Origin of the sequence: Klebsiella sp. OBRC7, assembly GCF_000293135.1 — a bacterium.
Taxonomy (GTDB): domain Bacteria; phylum Pseudomonadota; class Gammaproteobacteria; order Enterobacterales; family Enterobacteriaceae; genus Klebsiella; species Klebsiella michiganensis.
This window is the reverse complement of record NZ_ALNJ01000001.1, coordinates 56,073-74,243: the sequence shown is the minus strand read 5'-3', so window position 1 is coordinate 74,243 and position 18,171 is coordinate 56,073. Positions and strand designations below refer to the sequence as shown.

Annotated in this window: 16 protein-coding genes; 3 read left to right on the top strand and 13 right to left on the bottom strand. The window is 55.7% G+C overall.

The genetic code is table 11. The features are described from left to right. Positions 1 to 13 precede the first annotated feature (13 nt). The 6 genes from ftsB to cysG all read right to left on the bottom strand — a co-directional run bounded on the left by ftsB (position 14) and on the right by cysG (position 5,218). On the bottom strand, positions 14 to 331 hold the full coding sequence (gene ftsB / locus HMPREF1144_RS00345; protein ID WP_004104977.1) for a cell division protein FtsB: 318 nt from the start codon (positions 329 to 331) through the stop codon (positions 14 to 16). Between the two features lie 140 nt (positions 332 to 471). After that, the gene (locus HMPREF1144_RS00340) at positions 472 to 798 is read right to left on the bottom strand and encodes a DUF3561 family protein (RefSeq protein WP_004124286.1); all 327 of its coding nucleotides are present in this window, start codon (positions 796 to 798) and stop codon (positions 472 to 474) included. Between the two features lie 53 nt (positions 799 to 851). Further along, positions 852 to 1,457, bottom strand: coding sequence for an adenylyl-sulfate kinase (gene cysC, locus HMPREF1144_RS00335; protein ID WP_004853621.1), 606 nt, complete (start codon positions 1,455 to 1,457; stop codon positions 852 to 854). Continuing rightward, a complete protein-coding gene (gene cysN, locus HMPREF1144_RS00330; protein ID WP_004853623.1) occupies positions 1,457 to 2,884 on the bottom strand; it encodes a sulfate adenylyltransferase subunit CysN in 1,428 nt (475 codons plus the stop codon). Before cysN ends, cysC begins: the two co-directional genes overlap by 1 nt. A gap of 9 nt (positions 2,885 to 2,893) precedes the next feature. Next, positions 2,894 to 3,802, bottom strand: a complete 909-nt coding sequence (gene cysD / locus HMPREF1144_RS00325; RefSeq protein ID WP_004104981.1) for a sulfate adenylyltransferase subunit CysD — start codon at positions 3,800 to 3,802, stop codon at positions 2,894 to 2,896. 9 nt (positions 3,803 to 3,811) lie between these two features. Beyond that, on the bottom strand, positions 3,812 to 5,218 hold the full coding sequence (cysG, locus tag HMPREF1144_RS00320; RefSeq protein ID WP_009651604.1) for a siroheme synthase CysG: 1,407 nt from the start codon (positions 5,216 to 5,218) through the stop codon (positions 3,812 to 3,814). A gap of 246 nt (positions 5,219 to 5,464) precedes the next feature. Here cysG and HMPREF1144_RS00315 point away from each other — a divergent pair, with 246 nt between their 5' ends. Next, a complete protein-coding gene (locus tag HMPREF1144_RS00315) occupies positions 5,465 to 6,523 on the top strand; it encodes an aminopeptidase (RefSeq protein WP_004853629.1) in 1,059 nt (352 codons plus the stop codon). Positions 6,524 to 6,600: 77 nt separating this feature from the next. Here HMPREF1144_RS00315 and cysH read toward each other — a convergent pair whose 3' ends face one another. From cysH to cysJ, 3 genes are all read right to left on the bottom strand, one after another. Continuing rightward, positions 6,601 to 7,335 carry a phosphoadenosine phosphosulfate reductase gene (cysH, locus tag HMPREF1144_RS00310; RefSeq protein WP_004853631.1) on the bottom strand — a complete coding sequence of 245 codons (735 nt, stop codon included), beginning with the start codon at positions 7,333 to 7,335 and terminating at the stop codon, positions 6,601 to 6,603. A gap of 98 nt (positions 7,336 to 7,433) precedes the next feature. Then, complete coding sequence (gene cysI / locus HMPREF1144_RS00305) at positions 7,434 to 9,146, bottom strand: assimilatory sulfite reductase (NADPH) hemoprotein subunit (protein ID WP_004853633.1); 1,713 nt, start codon at positions 9,144 to 9,146, stop codon at positions 7,434 to 7,436. After that, positions 9,146 to 10,945 carry an NADPH-dependent assimilatory sulfite reductase flavoprotein subunit gene (gene cysJ, locus HMPREF1144_RS00300; protein ID WP_042926662.1) on the bottom strand — a complete coding sequence of 600 codons (1,800 nt, stop codon included), beginning with the start codon at positions 10,943 to 10,945 and terminating at the stop codon, positions 9,146 to 9,148. Before cysJ ends, cysI begins: the two co-directional genes overlap by 1 nt. A 430-nt stretch (positions 10,946 to 11,375) precedes the next feature. Here cysJ and queD point away from each other — a divergent pair, with 430 nt between their 5' ends. Then, complete coding sequence (gene queD, locus HMPREF1144_RS00295; protein WP_004853637.1) at positions 11,376 to 11,738, top strand: 6-carboxytetrahydropterin synthase QueD; 363 nt, start codon at positions 11,376 to 11,378, stop codon at positions 11,736 to 11,738. A gap of 56 nt (positions 11,739 to 11,794) precedes the next feature. Here the strand turns inward: queD and queE are convergent, their stop codons facing one another. Continuing rightward, positions 11,795 to 12,466, bottom strand: coding sequence for a 7-carboxy-7-deazaguanine synthase QueE (gene queE / locus HMPREF1144_RS00290; protein ID WP_042926701.1), 672 nt, complete (start codon positions 12,464 to 12,466; stop codon positions 11,795 to 11,797). Positions 12,467 to 12,925: 459 nt separating this feature from the next. On the opposite strand from queE, the gene HMPREF1144_RS00285 reads away from it, so the two are divergent. Beyond that, positions 12,926 to 14,035 (top strand): SDR family oxidoreductase, encoded by a 1,110-nt coding sequence (locus HMPREF1144_RS00285; RefSeq protein WP_004853640.1) that lies wholly within the window; start codon positions 12,926 to 12,928, stop codon positions 14,033 to 14,035. 66 nt (positions 14,036 to 14,101) lie between these two features. Here the strand turns inward: HMPREF1144_RS00285 and eno are convergent, their stop codons facing one another. From eno to mazG, 3 genes are all read right to left on the bottom strand, one after another. Continuing rightward, positions 14,102 to 15,400 carry a phosphopyruvate hydratase gene (gene eno, locus HMPREF1144_RS00280; RefSeq protein WP_004124327.1) on the bottom strand — a complete coding sequence of 433 codons (1,299 nt, stop codon included), beginning with the start codon at positions 15,398 to 15,400 and terminating at the stop codon, positions 14,102 to 14,104. Positions 15,401 to 15,480: 80 nt separating this feature from the next. Next, positions 15,481 to 17,118 (bottom strand): glutamine hydrolyzing CTP synthase, encoded by a 1,638-nt coding sequence (gene pyrG / locus HMPREF1144_RS00275; protein ID WP_004105009.1) that lies wholly within the window; start codon positions 17,116 to 17,118, stop codon positions 15,481 to 15,483. A gap of 227 nt (positions 17,119 to 17,345) precedes the next feature. After that, a complete protein-coding gene (gene mazG, locus HMPREF1144_RS00270; RefSeq protein ID WP_009651609.1) occupies positions 17,346 to 18,137 on the bottom strand; it encodes a nucleoside triphosphate pyrophosphohydrolase in 792 nt (263 codons plus the stop codon). Positions 18,138 to 18,171 lie beyond the last annotated feature (34 nt).

Below are 18,171 nucleotides of genomic sequence, written 5' to 3'. Positions count from 1 at the left end.
ATCCTGGGCCTGTTTATCGATTATTCTGCTGTTGCCCCGCGGCCTGGTTGCGTTTTGACGCATCCGGCACCAGACGATAAAACGTTTCGCCCGGGCGGGTCATACTGAGTTCATTGCGCGCGCGCTCTTCGATAGCTTCCTGACCGCCGTTGAGGTCGTCAATTTCGGCGAACAGCTGATCGTTGCGTGCTTTTAATTTAGCGTTCGTTGCCTGCTGCGCGGAGACATCGTCGTTAACCCGGCTATAGTCGTGCAGACCATTTTTGCCGAACCATAGCGAGTACTGCAGCCAGACCAGCAAAGCCAATAACAGCAGCGTTAGTTTACCCATCCTGCCCCCTGAAAAACGGCATCATCATCCCATAACTCGCCCGAGTTCTCTACTCTGGCGCGCGGACGACGCCGCGTAACGCGGGGACTGTACCACATTTTTACCGTTGATACCCAGGCTAGATTCATTCGTAGAAAGGACTACCCCAGTAGCCAGAGGAACAGCAGACCGAACATCAGTCCGACGGTTAAAATCGTCGCGCAGACGCTGTACTGAAGTTTGCCGTCCATCAGCGAATGCAGCGCGATGCCAACCACGACGGCAACCGGCATTAATGCCAGGAAGAACGGCCAGGTGTAGAGGAGAACAAATAGCGTGTTACTGCCATAGATCAGGAAGGGAATACCCAGCGCCAGCAGCCATGAAATAAAGCCAACGGCAGCGCCCGACAGAGACCAGGTGGTCTCGTCGCTGACTGCCGGCGGCGGTTCTGAACGAATAATACTGATGTTCTGGGTATTGCGCATATCGAATCCTGTTGACCTGGCGATCGGCATCCTGTGATGATGCCGCGGCCGTTTCAGGATCTGATAATATCGCTCTGTCGTAGCAGGTCTAATAATTGGTGCACCAAATTTGTTACCAATTGTTCACCGTCGAGGTGAATTTCGGCGCGCTCCGGGGATTCATACACTGAATCAATTCCGGTAAAGTTGCGCAGCTCCCCGGCCCGTGCCTTCTTGTACAGCCCTTTCGGATCCCGCGCTTCGCAGATCGCCAGCGGCGTATCGACAAAGACTTCAATAAAGCGCCCTTCGCCCAAACGTTCGCGCACCATCTGCCGCTCTGCACGATGCGGTGATATAAACGCAGTCAATACTACCAGCCCGGCATCCACCATCAGCTTCGCCACTTCACCCACCCGGCGAATGTTTTCTTTGCGGTCGTCGTCGCTGAAGCCAAGATCGCTGCACAGGCCGTGACGCACGTTATCGCCATCCAGTAAATAGGTGCTCACGCCGAGCCGGTGCAGCGCCTCTTCCAGCGCGCCGGCAACGGTGGATTTCCCCGAGCCCGAAAGCCCGGTGAACCACAGCACCACGCCGCGATGGCCATGATGCTGCTCGCGCTGCGCCTGCGTGACAGGATGCGCGTGCCAGACGACGTTTTCGTCATGCCGGGCCATTACTTGCCTCCCAGCAGGTCGCGGGCGTCCCAGTGCGGGAAGTGCTTGCGAATAAGCTGGTTCAGTTCAAGCTCAAACGCGCTGTATTGCGAAGCGCCTGCCTGAGCCTGCTCGTTCGGTTCGCGTACCATCCCTGCGCCAACGGTCACGTTGGTCAAACGGTCGATAAAAATCAGGCCTCCGGTGACCGGGTTATCCTGGTATTTATCCAGCACCAGCGGCTCATCGAAAGTCAGATCCACCAGCCCAATGCCGTTGAGCGGCAGCGATTCCACTTCGCGCTGGGTCAGGTTGTTAATATCAACCTGGTAGCGTACGCCATCCACGCGGGCGCGGGTTTTCTTACCGGCGATTTTAATGTCATAGCTCTGGCCAGGCGTCAGGGCCTGCTCCGCCATCCATACCACATCAACGCTGGCGCTTTGTACCGCAGGCAGAGAGACCGCCGCGTCCACCAGCAGGTCACCGCGGCTGATATCAATTTCATCTTTTAGCACGAGAGTGATCGCTTCCCCGGCCGCCGCTTCCGGCAGATCGCCGTCAAAGGTGACAATGCGCGCCACGGTGGATTCCACCCCCGACGGCAGCACTTTCAGGCGCTGTCCTACGCTCACGCTGCCGGCGGCAACCGTACCGGAGAACCCGCGGAAGTCGAGGTTCGGGCGGTTGACGTACTGCACCGGGAAGCGCAGCGGCTGGCTTTCCACCACGCGCTGAATCTCAACGGTTTCCAGCACTTCCAGCAGCGTCGGGCCGCTGTACCACGGCATTTTATCGCTCTGGCTGGCGACGTTGTCCCCTTCAAGCGCAGAAAGCGGGACAAAGCGAATGTCGAGATCGCCCGGCAGCTGTTCAGCAAAGGTCAGATACGCTTCGCGGATGGTGTTAAAGGTCTCTTCGCTAAAATCGACGAGGTCCATTTTATTCACCGCCACCACCAGGTGTTTGATCCCCAGTAGTGTCGAAATAAAGCTGTGACGACGGGTTTGATCGAGCACGCCTTTGCGCGCGTCGATCAGCAGGATCGCCAGGTCGCAGGTTGACGCGCCGGTCGCCATGTTACGGGTATACTGTTCGTGTCCCGGAGTATCGGCGATAATAAATTTGCGCTTCTCGGTAGAGAAGTAACGGTAGGCGACGTCAATGGTGATGCCCTGCTCACGCTCGGCCTGCAGACCGTCCACCAGCAGCGCCAGATCGAGTTTTTCGCCCTGGGTACCGTGACGTTTGCTGTCGTTATGCAGCGAAGAGAGCTGATCTTCGTAAATCTGACGGGTATCGTGCAGCAGGCGGCCAATCAGCGTACTTTTGCCGTCGTCGACGCTGCCGCAGGTCAAAAAGCGCAGCAGGCTTTTGTGCTGCTGGGCATGCAGGTAGGCTTCAACGCCGCCTTCATTGGCAATTTGTTGTGCAATTGTGGTATTCATGGCGGCTCCTTAGAAATAACCCTGACGTTTCTTCAGCTCCATGGAGCCTGCCTGGTCGCGGTCAATCACGCGCCCCTGTCGTTCGCTGGTGGTCGACACCAGCATCTCTTCGATGATCTCCGGCAGCGTTTGCGCATTGGACTCCACCGCGCCGGTCAGCGGCCAGCAGCCGAGGGTGCGGAAGCGCACCATCTGTTTTTTGATCATCTCGCCGGGCTGTAGATTGATGCGATCGTCATCGATCATCATCAGCATCCCGTCGCGCTCCAGCACCGGACGCTCTGCCGCCAGGTACAGCGGAACAATTTCGATATTCTCCAGATAGATGTACTGCCAGATATCCAGCTCGGTCCAGTTGGAGAGCGGGAAGACGCGGATGCTTTCGCCCTTGTTAATCTGGCCGTTATAGTTGTGCCATAGCTCCGGGCGCTGGTTTTTCGGGTCCCAGCGGTGGAAGCGGTCGCGGAAGGAGTAAATACGCTCTTTGGCGCGGGATTTCTCTTCATCGCGGCGCGCGCCGCCGAACGCGGCATCAAAGCCGTATTTGTTCAGCGCCTGCTTGAGGCCTTCGGTTTTCATGATATCGGTATGCTTGGCGCTGCCGTGGACGAACGGGTTAATGCCCATCGCCACCCCTTCCGGGTTTTTGTGCACCAGCAGCTCGCATCCGTAGGCTTTAGCGGTACGGTCACGGAACTCATACATTTCGCGGAATTTCCAGCCGGTATCGACGTGCAGCAGCGGGAACGGCAGGGTGCCCGGATAAAACGCTTTACGCGCCAGATGCAGCATCACGCTGGAGTCTTTACCGATGGAGTACATCATCACCGGGTTAGAGAATTCGGCGGCCACCTCACGAATGATATGGATGCTTTCCGCCTCCAGTTGCCGCAGGTGAGTAAGTCGTTTTTGGTCCATAACCGTTCCTTAAGCCAGATTTACTACAGAAGCCTTAAAGGCGTCTGAGGATGAGGTGTGCTGAAACCAGGCGAGCTGTTGATGTAATTGCACCACTTCACCCACCACCAGCAGCGCAGGCATCGGGGCGTCTTTCGCCAGGTTTTCAAGCTGTTGTAATGTGCCGGTCTTCGTTTGCTGATCGGCGCGGGTGCCGCGCGAGATCACCGCCACCGGGGTGTCGCCATCGCGACCGTTGGCGATCAGCTGCGCGCTGATTTCCGCCGCTTTCAGGCTGCCCATATAAATCGCCAGGGTCTGGCTGCTTTGCGCCAGCCGCGCCCAGTCAAGCGGCGAGTTTTCCGCGCCGAAGTGTCCGGTAATAAAGGTGACGCTCTGGGCATAATCACGATGCGTCAGCGGAATTCCGGCATAGGCCGTTGCGCCCGCCGCCGCCGTCACGCCCGGGACGACCTGAAACGGAATGCCCGCTTCGGCCGCGGCCTGCAGCTCTTCGCCGCCGCGGCCAAAAATAAACGGGTCGCCGCCCTTCAGGCGAATCACCGTTTTGCCCTCTTTCGCTGCGTCCACCAGCAGACGGTTGATCTCCTGCTGCGGTACGGATACGCCGGAAGCGCTTTTACCGACGCAGATTGTCTCCGCGTCCCGGCGCACCAGTTCACGTACTTCCGGGGTGACCAGGTTGTCGTAAAACACCACGTCCGCCTGCTGAAGGGCCTGTAGGCCGCGCAGGGTCAGCAATCCGGCATCGCCTGGCCCTGCCCCGACGAGAATAATTTCACCGGGGCGTTTTTCCGGCTGCCGAAGTTCATCTTCCAGCGCTTTTTCCGCTTCATCTTTATTGCCCGCCAGCATCAGACTGGCAAAGCGACCGGTAAACACGCGCTCCCAAAAGCGGCGACGTTCGGCGGTGGTTTTCAGATGGGTTTTAATATGGTGACGCCAGTAGCTCGCCGTTTCAGCCAGCCGCCCCAGGTTGGTGGGCAGCAGGGCTTCGATTTTTTCGCGCAAAATCCGCGACAGCACCGGCGCTTTTCCGCTGGAAGAGATAGCCACCAGCAGCGGAGAGCGATCGACAATGGACGGAAAGACAAACGAGCACAGCGCCTGATTATCCACGACGTTGACCAGCCGATAGCGCGCGTTCGCCGCGACATAAACGCGTTGGTTCAGCTCGTCATCTTCGGTAGCGGCAATCACCAGAAATACGTCATCAAGCTGGTGCTCTTCGAATACGGTTGCCCGCCACTGAATTTCCTCGCGCTCAACCTTTTCGGCAAGTTCCGGCATCAGCGTTTCGGCGACAATTTGCACCTTCGCTTCAGCGCGCAGCAAAAACGTAATCTTACGCGCGGCTATCTCGCCGCCGCCGATCACCAGCACGGGTCTGTCTTTCACTTCGGCAAATATCGGCAAGTATTCCACTGCGCAACAACTCTCTTACAATCAGCAATAGAGCGACTATAGGGTGCGGTTTAGAGCAAATGAAATTACGAAATGGAATGAGTTGTTACTCAAAAGAATAACGACCCGGGAAAGCTAATATCAAAAAGTGCTTAACACGCGGTTTTTCCACCATTTAAGAGCGATTGAAATTGTTTAACCCTGGTCACAGTTTCATACTATGCGGGTGAAATTGTTTTAAGTACTAAAGGACCCCCTATGTTTTCCGCATTGTGCCGTCGCCTGCTCCCCCTGGCGTTGGGCGCAGGTTTTGTCTTCTCCGCCGCCCCGGCATTCAGCGCCCCGGGCGAAACCGCCAATGCCCAGGCTCGTCATATCGCCACCTTTTATCCCGGAAGAATGACCGGCACGCCAGCCGAGATGCTGTCGGCCGATTATCTCCGCCAGCAGTTCGCCCAGATGGGTTACCAGAGCGATGTGCGCAGCTTCAATACCCGCTACGTCTATACCGATAGCAATCAGCGTAAAAACTGGCATAACGCCACCGGCAGTACGGTGATCGCCGCTCATGAAGGCCAATCTCGTCAGCAGATTATTATCATGGCGCACCTGGATACCTACGCGCCGCAGAGCGATAAAGATGTAGAAAACAACCTCGGCGGCCTGACCCTGCAGGGGATAGACGATAACGCAATGGGGCTGGGCGTCATGCTGGAACTTGCTGAACAGTTAAAGAACGTTCCTACCCGTTACGGTATTCGCTTCGTTGCCACCAGCGGCGAAGAAGAGGGCCGGCTTGGGGCGCAGAATCTGCTCAAGCGCATGAGCGACGCGGAAAAGAAAAACACCCTGCTGGTGATTAATCTCGATAACCTGGTCGTGGGCGATAAGCTGTACTTTAATAGCGGCCGCAGCACGCCAGCGTCGGTGCGCAAGCTCACCCGCGACAGGGCGCTGGCTATCGCCCGTAGCCACGGCATAGCGGCCTTCACCAATCCTGGGATGAACCGGGACTTCCCGAAAGGCACCGGCTGCTGCAACGACGCCAGCGTTTTTGATAGCGCCGGGATCCCGGTACTGTCGGTGGAAGCGACCAACTGGTCATTAGGTAAGAAAGACGGTTATCAACAGCGGAGCAAATCACGCAGCTTCCCGCAGGGCACGAGCTGGCATGACGTACAGCTGGATAACCTGCAGTATATTGATAAAGCGCTGCCGGGGCGTATTGAGCATCGCGGACGCGATGTGATGAAAGTGATGCTGCCGCTGGTGAAAGAGCTGGCGAAAGTCGAAAAAGTTAAAACGGGGAAATCCTGATTTTCCTGAGAGGGAGACCAAACTGCGGTCTCCCTGCTCTATTCATCTACAACCGCTCTTCGCAGTATTTACGCCGCTTAACCTTCGTGCAGCCCGCACTCTCTTTTCAGGCCGAAGAAGCGCGTTTCTTCCTCCGCCATCCCCGGCTCCCATTTGCGGGTGGTGTGGGTATCCCCCACCGACAAATAGCCCTGATCCCACAGCGGGTGATACTTCAGGCCGTGCTTTTGCAGATACTGATAGACGGTACGATTATCCCAGTCGATGATCGGCAGCACCTTAAACACGCCGCGCTGGATCGCCAGCACCGGTAAGTGGGCGCGGCTGCCGGACTGCTCGCGGCGCAGGCCCGCAAACCAGGTTTGCGCATTCAGCTCTTCCAGCGCCCGGTTCATCGGCTCGACCTTGTTAATATCATTGTATTTTTCAATCCCCTCAACGCCCTGCTCCCAAAGCTTACCGTAGCGCGCCTCCTGCCAGGCGGCGCTCTCCTTCGCCCGATAGACCTTCAGGTTCAGATTGAGTTTGTCCGTTAACTCGTCGATAAACTGGTAGGTTTCCGGGAACAGATAGCCGGTATCGGTCAGAATGACCGGAATATCCGGGCGCACCTGATTGACCAGATGCAGGCTCACCGCAGCCTGAATACCAAAGCTCGAAGAGAGCACATATTCGCCCGGCAGGTTTTCCAGCGCCCACGCGACGCGCGCTTCCGCGCTCAGCTTTTCCAGCTGGCTATTGGTTTCCGCCAGCTGCAAAACACGATCGACCTTCGGTAATGCGTTCAGCGCGTTTAGATCGAGTACGGACATAAGAACCTCGCTTGCCTGTTTCGCCGGGCGGTACTGCGTTTGCCCGGCCTACAAAACCCACAGGCCCGGATCGCTGCTCGCCACCGGGCACCTGGATGTTATTCCCAGAAATCACGGGCTGGGTCGAGCACCGGGCGAATGATGCCCGCACGCACCGTAAAGTCGCCGAAGCCTTCACCCGCTTCGCGCTCTTTCGCCCAGCGCCCTACCAGTTCGTCGATCGAATCGAGAATTTCCGACTCGGTAATATTTTCCCGATACATACGCGGAATACGCGTCCCGCTGCGGTTGCCGCCAAGGTGCAGGTTATAGCGGCCCGGCGCTTTACCGACCAGCCCCACTTCCGCCAGCATCGCGCGGCCGCAGCCGTTCGGGCAGCCGGTAACGCGGGTAACGATATGCTCGTCGCCAACGCCATGTTTGCTCATCACCGCCTCGACTTTATCGATAAACGACGGGAGGAAACGCTCGGCTTCCGCCATCGCCAGCGGGCAGGTCGGGAACGACACGCAGGCCATAGAGTTTTCGCGCTGCGGCGTGACGGCGTTCATCAGGCCGTGATCGCGGGCCAGCTTCTCGATCTTCGCCTTCTGATCTTCCGGTACGCTGGCAATAATCAGGTTCTGGTTCGCCGTAATGCGGAATTCGCCTTTGTGGATCTTCGCAATCTTCAGCAGGCCGGTTTTCAGCGGACGACCCGGATAATCAAGGATACGACCATTTTCAATAAACAGCGTCAGATGCCAGTTATTGTCGATCCCCTTCACCCAGCCGATACGATCGCCGCGGCCGGTGAACTCGTACGGACGGATCGGCTCAAACTTGATGCCCGCCCGACGTTCCACTTCCGCCTTAAAGGTCTCAACGCCAACGCGTTCGAGGGTATATTTGGTTTTCGCATTTTTACGATCGGTACGGTTACCCCAGTCGCGCTGGGTCGTGACCACCGCTTCCGCCACCGCCAGAGTGTGCTCCAGCGGCAGATAGCCAAACTCGCTCGCCGTACGGGCGTAAGTTTTCTTATTGCCGTGCTCAATCGATAAACCGCCGCCGACCAGCAGGTTGAACCCGACCAGCTTGCCGTTTTCGGCGATGGCCACGAAGTTCATATCGTTCGCGTGCAGATCGATATCGTTCTGCGGCGGGATCACCACGGTCGTTTTGAACTTACGCGGCAGATAGGTCTGACCGAGGATCGGCTCTTCATCGGTGGTGGCGACTTTCTTCTGATCCAGCCAGATCTCGGCATAGGCGCGCGTGCGCGGTAGCAGGTGCTCGGAGATCTTCTTCGCCCATTCGTAGGCTTCAGTATGCAGCTGAGACTCGTACGGGTTAGAGGTACACAGCACGTTACGGTTCATATCGTTGGCGGTCGCCAGCGCGTCCAGCCCGACCGAATGCAGCATCTGGTGCACCGGCTTGACGTTCTTCTTCAGAATGCCGTGGAACTGGAAGGTCTGACGGTTGGTCAGACGGATACTGCCGTAGATGGTGTTATCGGCGGCGAATTTATCGATCGCCTGCCACTGTTTGGTGGTGATCACCCCGCCCGGCAGGCGGCAGCGCAGCAGCATCGCGTGACGCGGCTCCAGCTTCTGCGCCGCGCGCTCGGCGCGGATATCGCGGTCATCCTGCTGGTACATACCGTGAAAACGGATCAGCAGAAAGTTATCGCCTTTAAAACCGCCGGTCAGGCCGTCGTTCAAATCTTCCGCAATGGTGCCGCGCAGGTAGTTGCTTTCGAGCTTCATGCGCTCGGCGTCAGTCAGTTTACCTTCGACCACCAGCGGGCCTGGATGTTTTTCGCTCATTAGTAGACATCTCGCTGATAACGGCGCTCAACGCGCAGCTCACTTAAAAATTCGTCCGCCGCTTCGGCGTCCATCGCGCCGTATTCGGCAATCACTTCCAGCAACGTCTGCTCAACGTCTTTTGCCATACGATTGGCATCGCCGCAGACATAAATATGGGCGCCGTCGTTAATCCAGCGCCACAGTTCGGCCCCCTGCTCGTGCAGCTTGTCCTGAACGTAGACTTTTTGTTGTTGATCGCGGGACCAGGCCAGGTCGATGCGGCTCAGCACGCCTTCTTTGACGTAGCTTTGCCACTCCACCTGATAAAGGAAATCTTCGGTAAAGTGCGGGTTGCCGAAGAACAGCCAGTTCTTACCTTCCGCGCCTTCCGCCGCGCGCTGCTGCATAAAAGCGCGGAACGGCGCGATGCCGGTGCCGGGGCCAATCATGATCACCGGCGTCTGCGGGTTGGCAGGCAGACGGAAGTTATCGTTATGCTCGATAAAGATGCGCACTTCGCCATCTTCTTCGACGCGGTCAGCCAGGAAGCTGGAAGCGCCGCCGGCCCGAGCGCGGCCTTCGATGTCATAACGCACCACGCCAACGGTGACGTGGACTTCGCTTTCCACTTCCGCCTGCGAAGAAGCGATCGAGTACAGGCGCGGGGTCAGCGGGCGCAGCAGGTCGACCAGCGCCTGGGCATCCAGCTGCGCCGGGGAGAAACGCACCATATCGACAATCGGCGTGGTCGCGGCGTAATGCTGGAGCTGTGCCTTATCGCCCACCAGCGGCAGCAGGGATTCGCTGCGGGTTAAGGTGGCATAATTTTCCACGATGTTACCGGTGTTGACCGTCAGTTCAAAGTGCCACTCCAGCGCTTCGGCGAGCGGCAGCGTTTTGCCGTCAACCGTGACCGGCTCCTCGCCCGTCAGCCACAGCAGCTCTACCAGCTCTTTCACCAGAGCCGGATCGTTCTGGTACCAGACGCCCAGCGCATCGCCCGGCTGATAGCGCAGGCCGGAGTCGCCGAGATCGATTTCAATATGGCGCACATCTTTTTCAGAATCGCGACCGGTAATTTTTTGATTCACCGCCAGCGTCGCGGTCAGCGGCGCTTCTTTGGTATAGGGGCTGGTGTGGATCTCGTTCACCGACCCGCTGGCAATCAGCTGAGACGGGGCGGCGGCAGGCGCGCGCGCTTTCAGCACCTCAACCACCCGCGCGCGCCATTCGGCGGCGGCGGCCTGATACTCTACATCAGCATCAACCCGGTCGAGCAGGCGTTCGCCGCCCAGTTCGGCCAGCTTATTATCAAAATCTTTGCCGGACTGGCAGAAGAATTCATAGGAGGTATCACCGAGGCCAAACACGGCAAATGCAGTATCGGTCAGCTTCGGCGATTTCTTCGAGAACAGGAACTTATGCAGCGCGACGGCTTCTTCCGGCGGCTCACCTTCACCCTGCGTTGACGTCACCACGACCAGCAGTTTTTCGGAGGCAATTTGTTTGAATTTATAGTCGCCTGCGTTGACCAGCTTCACGTTCAGCTGCGCGGCCAGCAGATCGTCGCGCAGCGCTTCAGCCACGCGGCGGGCGTTGCCGGTTTGCGATGCCGAAATCAGGGTGATGGACGGTACTTCCGCCGCCTGGGCTGGCGCAACAACCGCCGCGCCGGGCTGCTGGTTCAGCACCCCCCAAAAATAGCCGGAAACCCAGGCCAGCTGGGTGGGCGTGAAGTCAGTCGTGGCCGCCTGAAGGCGCGCCATTTGCTCCGGACTCAGCGGTAGCAAATTGGAAGGTGGGGCCTGTGTCGTCATGCGTTGTTATGTTCCAGTAAGCAAAGCTGTGATTCACGCCCTGTCGGCGTGATAAACAGAAGATAATGTATTTACTCTAAATAATTCGAGTTGCAGGCAGCGACACAGCGCCCATCAGGGCAAAACCCAAGGCTGGGCCGAGTTATTGCCAACGCACATGCGGCTCGAAGTATGACGAGTGAGTAGGTTAACGGTGCAAATAGTAACAACTAAATAAAGGATGGAAATAACAAATAACCAAATGGACTAACCTGTTTTAGCTATAGTTATTAACAACAAAATCGATTAAATAAGCCCATGAAATATAGGCAATTAATTTGAACAGGCTGGATGGATGTGGCTATTTTCCGCTCAGGGCCGTTTTAGTTAATGCGAAAAAATGTGCTTTCCGGTACCCTACGGCGGTTTTTTGCCATATTGAGAAGAAAAGATGTCCACCACGCTGTTTAAAGATTTCACCTTCGAAGCCGCTCACCACCTGCCGCACGTGCCGGAAGGACATAAGTGCGGTCGCCTGCACGGCCACTCTTTTATGGTGCGCCTGGAGATTACCGGTGAAGTCGATCCCCATACCGGGTGGATCATGGATTTTGCCGAGCTGAAGGCCGCGTTTAAACCCATCTACGATCGCCTCGACCATTACTACCTGAACGATATTCCCGGGCTGTCCAATCCGACCAGCGAAGTGCTGGCAAAATGGATCTGGGAGCAGATGAAACCGCGGGTACCGCTGCTGAGCGCGGTGATGATCAAAGAAACCTGCACCGCGGGCTGCGTCTATCGCGGCGAGTGATAGTGCCTTTAGCTGAATAAGACCCTGATAGCCCTACGCTATCAGGGTTTTTTATATCACGCGATATTGAGGTACTTGTGCGTCTGCATCGATAAGCGCCAGTTGCGGGCAATGCAAGTTTCGATGCACAGGCGCGTCGCGTCATCTTTCTGGCTAATCGGCTGAAGCGCGATAATACGCGGCTTTTCATCGGCCAGCGTTGCCAGCAGCTCATCCAGCGCTTCGATATCGCGCACGCGTCCAACCGGATGTTTAATTTCATCAGCCCGCTGTAGCGCCTGCGAGAGCACGTCATAACCGCCGCGCATGTTCACCTTTGGCGACACCGTCACCCAGGTATGCGGCGTGCAGCGCACTTCATGGGTGCCGCTGGTTTCAATCTGGCAGCTAAATCCGTTTTGCTCCAGTAAAGAGGTTAACGGCGTTAAATCATGAATGCAGGGCTCGCCGCCGGTAATCACCACGTGGCGGGCCGTCCAGCCCTGACGCCCGATGATAGCCAGCAGATCTTCGCTGTTTGCCGGGCCCCATTTGTCGCTCTCTTTGGTTTTTGCCAGAATGCTGAACAGCGACACTTCCCGATCGGCAAGCTTATCCCAGGTATGTTTGGTATCGCACCAGGCGCAACCAACCGGGCATCCCTGTAAACGAATAAAAATGGCGGGAACGCCGGTGAAGTAACCTTCGCCTTGCAAGGTCTGGAACATCTCGTTAATCGGGTACTGCATAATCATCTCTGCTTAGGGTTATGAGCGTGCATTATCGCAGATTTGCCCGCGCAGATCTTGTCCCGCGCTGCGCCGAGTGGTGGGGAGAACCTAAACCTTAATGATAAACCTCCGGCTGCTGGCCGATTCCATTATCCCGCACCGGCTGATTTAATTAGTCTGATAATCATCAGGCGACTATAAGCGGCACGGCTAAAATTTTTGGTGTAACAAAACATGTATAATTTTGAAAGCCAAAAATAAAATAACAAACTTAAAAATAATAAATTTCAACGATGTACAAATGGATACACGAAATAATGAATTTATTGTCCTAGCTTAGGGTCAAATTCGATCCACGACGCTAAATTATCTTAAAATAACCTTAATAAACCGCATCTTATGTTCATTTTCCATTTAATATCCGTTTAATTTTCCGCGCCTAGAATCCAGTCAACCAACCATAATGAGACTGCATTCATGAATACATTATTAATTACTGGCGCGACCGGCTTTCTCGGTGGAGCAGTGTTAGAAAGCATTCTGAATAAAAAGAATGCGCCTAATCTATTACTGTTAGTTCGTGCAGATAATAGTGTAGCTGCCGTAGAACGGGTAAAGGAAAACCTGCGAAAATTCAATATTAGCGAAGAGAGATTAACGGCCCTGACGCCCGGCAACATTCTGCTGGGGGATCTGGCCAATCCGCAGCCCTTTCTCGACGACCCGCGCCTGAATCAGGTGACCCACGTGCTCAACTGCGCCGCCGTCGCCTCATTTGGTAACAATCCGCTTATCTGGAAGGTCAACGTCGAAGGTACGCTGCAGTTTGCCCGGCGGATGGCTCAGGTCGGCGGCCTTGAGCGCTTTCTGCACGTGGGCACCGCGATGTCCTGCTCGCCAGACCCCGATTCGCTGGTAGCGGAAAGCACGGCGTTTCGTGAACGCGCCGAGCATCTGGTCGAGTACACGCACTCTAAATCAACAATTGAACGTCTCATGCGGCAGGAGTGCCCAACGCTACCGCTGGCGATCGCCCGTCCCTCTATTGTTGTTGGCCACACTCATCACGGCTGTCAGCCCTCCAGCAGCATCTTCTGGGTGTTCAGCATGGGGCTGATGCTGCAAAAATTTATGTGTTCGATGGAAGACCGCATCGATGTAATCCCCGTCGATTACTGCGCCGATGCGCTGCTGATGCTGCTTATTAGCCCGCTGGCGCGCGGAGAGGTGGTGCATATTTCGGCGGGAGAGGAAAACAGCGTAAGATTTGCGGATATCGATAACGCGATGGCCTCCGCTCTCGAGCAGGCGCCGGTCGGCGATAAATACGCGCAGGTCAGCTATGAAACGCTGGTCAAAATGCGCCGTGAGCTGAAGACTATTTTTGGCCCCTGCAACGAACGGCTGATGCTAAAAGCCATGCGCCTGTACGGCGCCTTCGCCACGCTTAACGTACGATTCAGCAACGACAAGCTGCTCAGCATGGGTATGCCAAAACCGCCGCGCTTTACCGATTACATTGACCGCTGCGTACAGACCACGCGCGGGCTTTCTATCCCGCAGCAAATGGCGGTAGACTTTAAGTAGCCGCTTTTGCAGGTATAAAAAAAGCCAGCCCGAAGGCTGGCTTTTTCATATCAGATAAAGACAGGCTTATGCCTGACCTTTGATCTCTTTACGACCGTTGTACGGAGCTTTTTCACCCAGCGCTTCTTCGATACGAATCAGCTGGTTGTATTTAGCAACGCGGTCAGAACGGCTCATAGAACCAGTTTTGATCTGGCCTGCAGCGGTACCCACAGCCAGGTCAGCGATGGTCGCGTCTTCAGTTTCGCCAGAACGGTGAGAGATAACGGCAGTGTAGCCAGCGTCTTTCGCCATTTTGATCGCAGCCAGAGTTTCGGTCAGAGAACCGATCTGGTTGAATTTGATCAGGATGGAGTTAACGATGCCTTTCTCGATACCTTCTTTCAGGATCTTAGTGTTGGTTACGAACAGATCGTCACCAACCAGCTGGATTTTGTCGCCCAGTACTTTAGTCTGGTATGCGAAACCGTCCCAGTCAGATTCGTCCAGGCCATCTTCGATGGAGACGATCGGATACTGTTTGGTCAGCTCTTCCAGGAAGTGGGTGAATTCTTCAGAGGTGAACGCTTTGTTGCCTTCACCGGCCAGAACGTATTTACCGTCTTTGTAGAATTCTGAAGCCGCGCAGTCCATCGCCAGAGTGATGTCTTTGCCCAGCTCGTAGCCAGCAGCTTTAACCGCTTCAGCGATAACAGCCAGCGCTTCAGCGTTGGAGCCCAGGTTCGGCGCGTAGCCGCCTTCGTCGCCAACAGCGGTGTTCATACCTTTAGCTTTCAGAACTTTAGCCAGGTTGTGGAACACTTCAGAACCCATACGTACGGCTTCTTTCAGGGATTTAGCGCCAACCGGCTGAATCATAAATTCCTGGATGTCGACGTTGTTGTCAGCGTGCTCGCCGCCGTTGATGATGTTCATCATCGGAACCGGCATGGAGTATTTGCCCGGGGTGCCGTTCAGCTCAGCGATGTGCTCGTACAGCGGCTGACCTTTAGAAGCAGCGGCAGCTTTGGCGTTAGCCAGAGAGACGGCCAGGATAGCGTTCGCACCGAAGTTAGATTTGTTTTCAGTACCGTCCAGGTCGATCATGATTTTGTCGATGCCAGCCTGATCTTTGGCGTCTTTGCCAAGGATTGCCTGAGCGATCGGGCCGTTAACAGCGCCAACGGCTTTCAGTACGCCTTTACCCATGAAACGGGATTTGTCGCCATCGCGCAGTTCCAGCGCTTCGCGGGAGCCAGTAGAAGCACCTGACGGAGCAGCTGCCATACCGACGAAACCACCTTCCAGGTGTACTTCGGCTTCAACAGTCGGGTTACCACGGGAGTCGATGATTTCACGACCGATGACTTTAACGATTTTGGACATTAGGTTTTCCTCAGTACAAGTTAAACTAAAACTCCAGACAAACAATGCACCCGGATGGGTGCATTGCCGTTCTAACTCTTTTACTTCGCCTGACGCTTCTGGTACTCGCCTGCGGCTTTCACAAAGCCAGCAAACAGCGGATGGCCATCACGCGGCGTCGAAGTAAACTCCGGATGGAACTGACAGGCGACAAACCACGGATGGTTAGGCACCTCGATGATCTCGACCAACTGATCATCCCCGGAACGGCCCGCAATACGCAGGCCCGCATTTTCAATCGGCTTCAGCAACATATTGTTGACTTCGTAGCGGTGACGATGGCGTTCGGTAATGGTTGGCTCACCGTACAGCTGGCGCACCAGGCTATCTTCAGCCAGCTGGCACTGCTGCGCACCGAGGCGCATCGTGCCGCCGAGATCGCTCTTATCAGAGCGGACTTCGACATTACCGTCTTCATCACGCCATTCGGTAATCAGGGCCACGACCGGGTACTTACAGTCTGGCACAAATTCCGTTGAGTTGGCGTTTTCCATCCCCGCTACGTTGCGCGCGAACTCAATCAGCGCAACCTGCATCCCCAGGCAAATGCCCAGGTATGGAATGTTGTTTTCACGCGCGTAGCGCGCGGTGGCAATCTTACCTTCAACCCCGCGATAGCCGAAGCCACCAGGAATCAGGATAGCGTCTAAATTCTTCAGAATTTCGACGCCGCGCGTTTCCACATCCTGCGAATCAATCAGCTTGATGTTGACGGTAACGCGATTTTTCAGACCGCCGTGTTTCAGCGCTTCAATCACCGATTTGTAGGCGTCCGGCAGTTCAATGTACTTGCCGACCATACCAATGGTGACTTCACCTGCCGGGTTCGCTTCTTCGTAGATAACCTGTTCCCATTCGGCCAGGTTCGCTTCCGGACAGTTTAAGCTGAATCGTTTACAAATATAATCGTCCAGCCCCTGAGATTTCAACAGGCCCGGGATTTTATAAATGGAATCGACATCTTTCATCGAAATAACGGCTTTTTCCGGCACATTGCAGAACAATGCAATTTTGGCACGTTCGTTCGCCGGAATAGCGCGATCAGAGCGGCAGACCAGAATGTCAGGCTGAATACCAATGGAGAGCAGTTCTTTAACGGAGTGCTGGGTCGGCTTGGTTTTGACTTCACCCGCGGCGGCCATGTACGGCACCAGGGTCAGGTGCATAAACAGCGCGTTTTCACGACCGATATCCACCGCCAGTTGGCGAATCGCTTCAAGGAACGGCAGCGATTCAATATCGCCAACGGTGCCGCCGATTTCAACCAGCACCACATCATGGCCTTCACCGCCGGCCAGCACGCGCTCTTTGATCGCGTTGGTGATGTGCGGAATAACCTGAACGGTGGCACCCAGATAGTCGCCGCGACGCTCTTTGCGCAGGACGTCAGAGTAAATACGACCCGTGGTGAAGTTGTTGCGACGGGTCATCTTGGTGCGAATGAAACGCTCGTAGTGACCCAGGTCCAGATCGGTTTCAGCGCCGTCTTCAGTAACGAACACTTCCCCGTGTTGGATTGGGCTCATGGTGCCCGGATCGACGTTGATGTACGGATCCAGTTTCATCATGGTCACGTTAAGCCCGCGGGCTTCGAGAATGGCTGCGAGGGAAGCTGCGGCAATGCCTTTACCCAGAGAGGATACGACCCCGCCGGTCACAAAAATATAGTTCGTTGTCATGCTGAACCTGAGAAGTTAGGTTTAAAAGACGATGGAATAACCAGGACGGGAAAGCAGTATACCCGATCATGACTGACGCCACAAACTTTCATTATCCCTCCTTTTCATCAGGCCCACACAAACGCAGGGAGTGAGAAAATAGCCGCTTTTGGCGAAATGTTTTTGACGTAAATCAAGCGCTTGTTATTTAAAAAATCACACAAATAGCGCTTGATCACGAAAACTCTTTAGAGATCAGTTTCCTGGCGTTTTACTTCCTGCCACACCAGCTCCATGGTATCGAGGTCAACGCCGGTCATTTCCAGGCCGCGCGCGGCGACAATCCGCTCAACTTCGCGGAACCTGCGCTCAAACTTCAGGTTGGCTTTTTGCAGCGCAACTTCGGCTTTTACCCCTAAATGGCGGGATAAATTGACCGTCGCAAACAGCAGGTCGCCCACTTCCTCCTCCAGTTTAGCTTCATCCACCACGGCCTGCTGCGCTTCGTGCATCACTTCATCTATTTCTTCGTGCACTTTATCCAGCACCGGCCCCAGAGATGTCCAGTCAAAGCCTACCGCCGAGCAGCGTTTCTGGATTTTATGCGCGCGCATCAGCGCCGGAAGGCTATGCGGGATGTCGTCCAGCGCGGAGTGCTGGGACTTTTCCGCTCGCTCAGCGCTTTTGATCTGCTCCCAGCGGGCCAGCACTTCGCTGCTGCTACCGGCGGTCGCCTCACCGAAAATATGCGGATGACGGCGCTCCAGCTTGTCGCTGATGGCGGCGCAGATATCGTTAAAATCAAAGCGCCCCTCTTCCTGCGCCATCTGAGCGTAGAAGACGACCTGGAACAACAGGTCGCCCAGCTCACCGCGCAGATCGTCAAAATCTTCGCGGGCGATAGCGTCGAGCACTTCATAGGTTTCTTCAAGGGTATACGGCGCGATGGTGGCAAAGGTCTGCTCTTTGTCCCACGGGCAGCCGTTTTCCGGATCGCGCAGACGCCGCATAATACCGAGGAGGCGTTCGATTTGAGTCATAAGTCTGTCCTGATAAAAAATGCCGGGTAGCGGT

Bases quoted from the DNA above. Each gene is read 5' to 3' on its own strand.
- ftsB (WP_004104977.1), bottom strand. From the start codon at position 331: ATGGGTAAACTAACGCTGCTGTTATTGGCTTTGCTGGTCTGGCTGCAG.
- HMPREF1144_RS00340 (WP_004124286.1), bottom strand. From the start codon at position 798: ATGCGCAATACCCAGAACATCAGTATTATTCGTTCAGAACCGCCGCCG.
- cysC (WP_004853621.1), bottom strand. From the start codon at position 1,457: ATGGCCCGGCATGACGAAAACGTCGTCTGGCACGCGCATCCTGTCACG.
- cysN (WP_004853623.1), bottom strand. From the start codon at position 2,884: ATGAATACCACAATTGCACAACAAATTGCCAATGAAGGCGGCGTTGAA.
- cysD (WP_004104981.1), bottom strand. From the start codon at position 3,802: ATGGACCAAAAACGACTTACTCACCTGCGGCAACTGGAGGCGGAAAGC.
- HMPREF1144_RS00315 (WP_004853629.1), top strand. From the start codon at position 5,465: ATGTTTTCCGCATTGTGCCGTCGCCTGCTCCCCCTGGCGTTGGGCGCA.
- cysH (WP_004853631.1), bottom strand. From the start codon at position 7,335: ATGTCCGTACTCGATCTAAACGCGCTGAACGCATTACCGAAGGTCGAT.
- cysI (WP_004853633.1), bottom strand. From the start codon at position 9,146: ATGAGCGAAAAACATCCAGGCCCGCTGGTGGTCGAAGGTAAACTGACT.
- cysJ (WP_042926662.1), bottom strand. From the start codon at position 10,945: ATGACGACACAGGCCCCACCTTCCAATTTGCTACCGCTGAGTCCGGAG.
- queD (WP_004853637.1), top strand. From the start codon at position 11,376: ATGTCCACCACGCTGTTTAAAGATTTCACCTTCGAAGCCGCTCACCAC.
- queE (WP_042926701.1), bottom strand. From the start codon at position 12,466: ATGCAGTACCCGATTAACGAGATGTTCCAGACCTTGCAAGGCGAAGGT.
- HMPREF1144_RS00285 (WP_004853640.1), top strand. From the start codon at position 12,926: ATGAATACATTATTAATTACTGGCGCGACCGGCTTTCTCGGTGGAGCA.
- eno (WP_004124327.1), bottom strand. From the start codon at position 15,400: ATGTCCAAAATCGTTAAAGTCATCGGTCGTGAAATCATCGACTCCCGT.
- pyrG (WP_004105009.1), bottom strand. From the start codon at position 17,118: ATGACAACGAACTATATTTTTGTGACCGGCGGGGTCGTATCCTCTCTG.
- mazG (WP_009651609.1), bottom strand. From the start codon at position 18,137: ATGACTCAAATCGAACGCCTCCTCGGTATTATGCGGCGTCTGCGCGAT.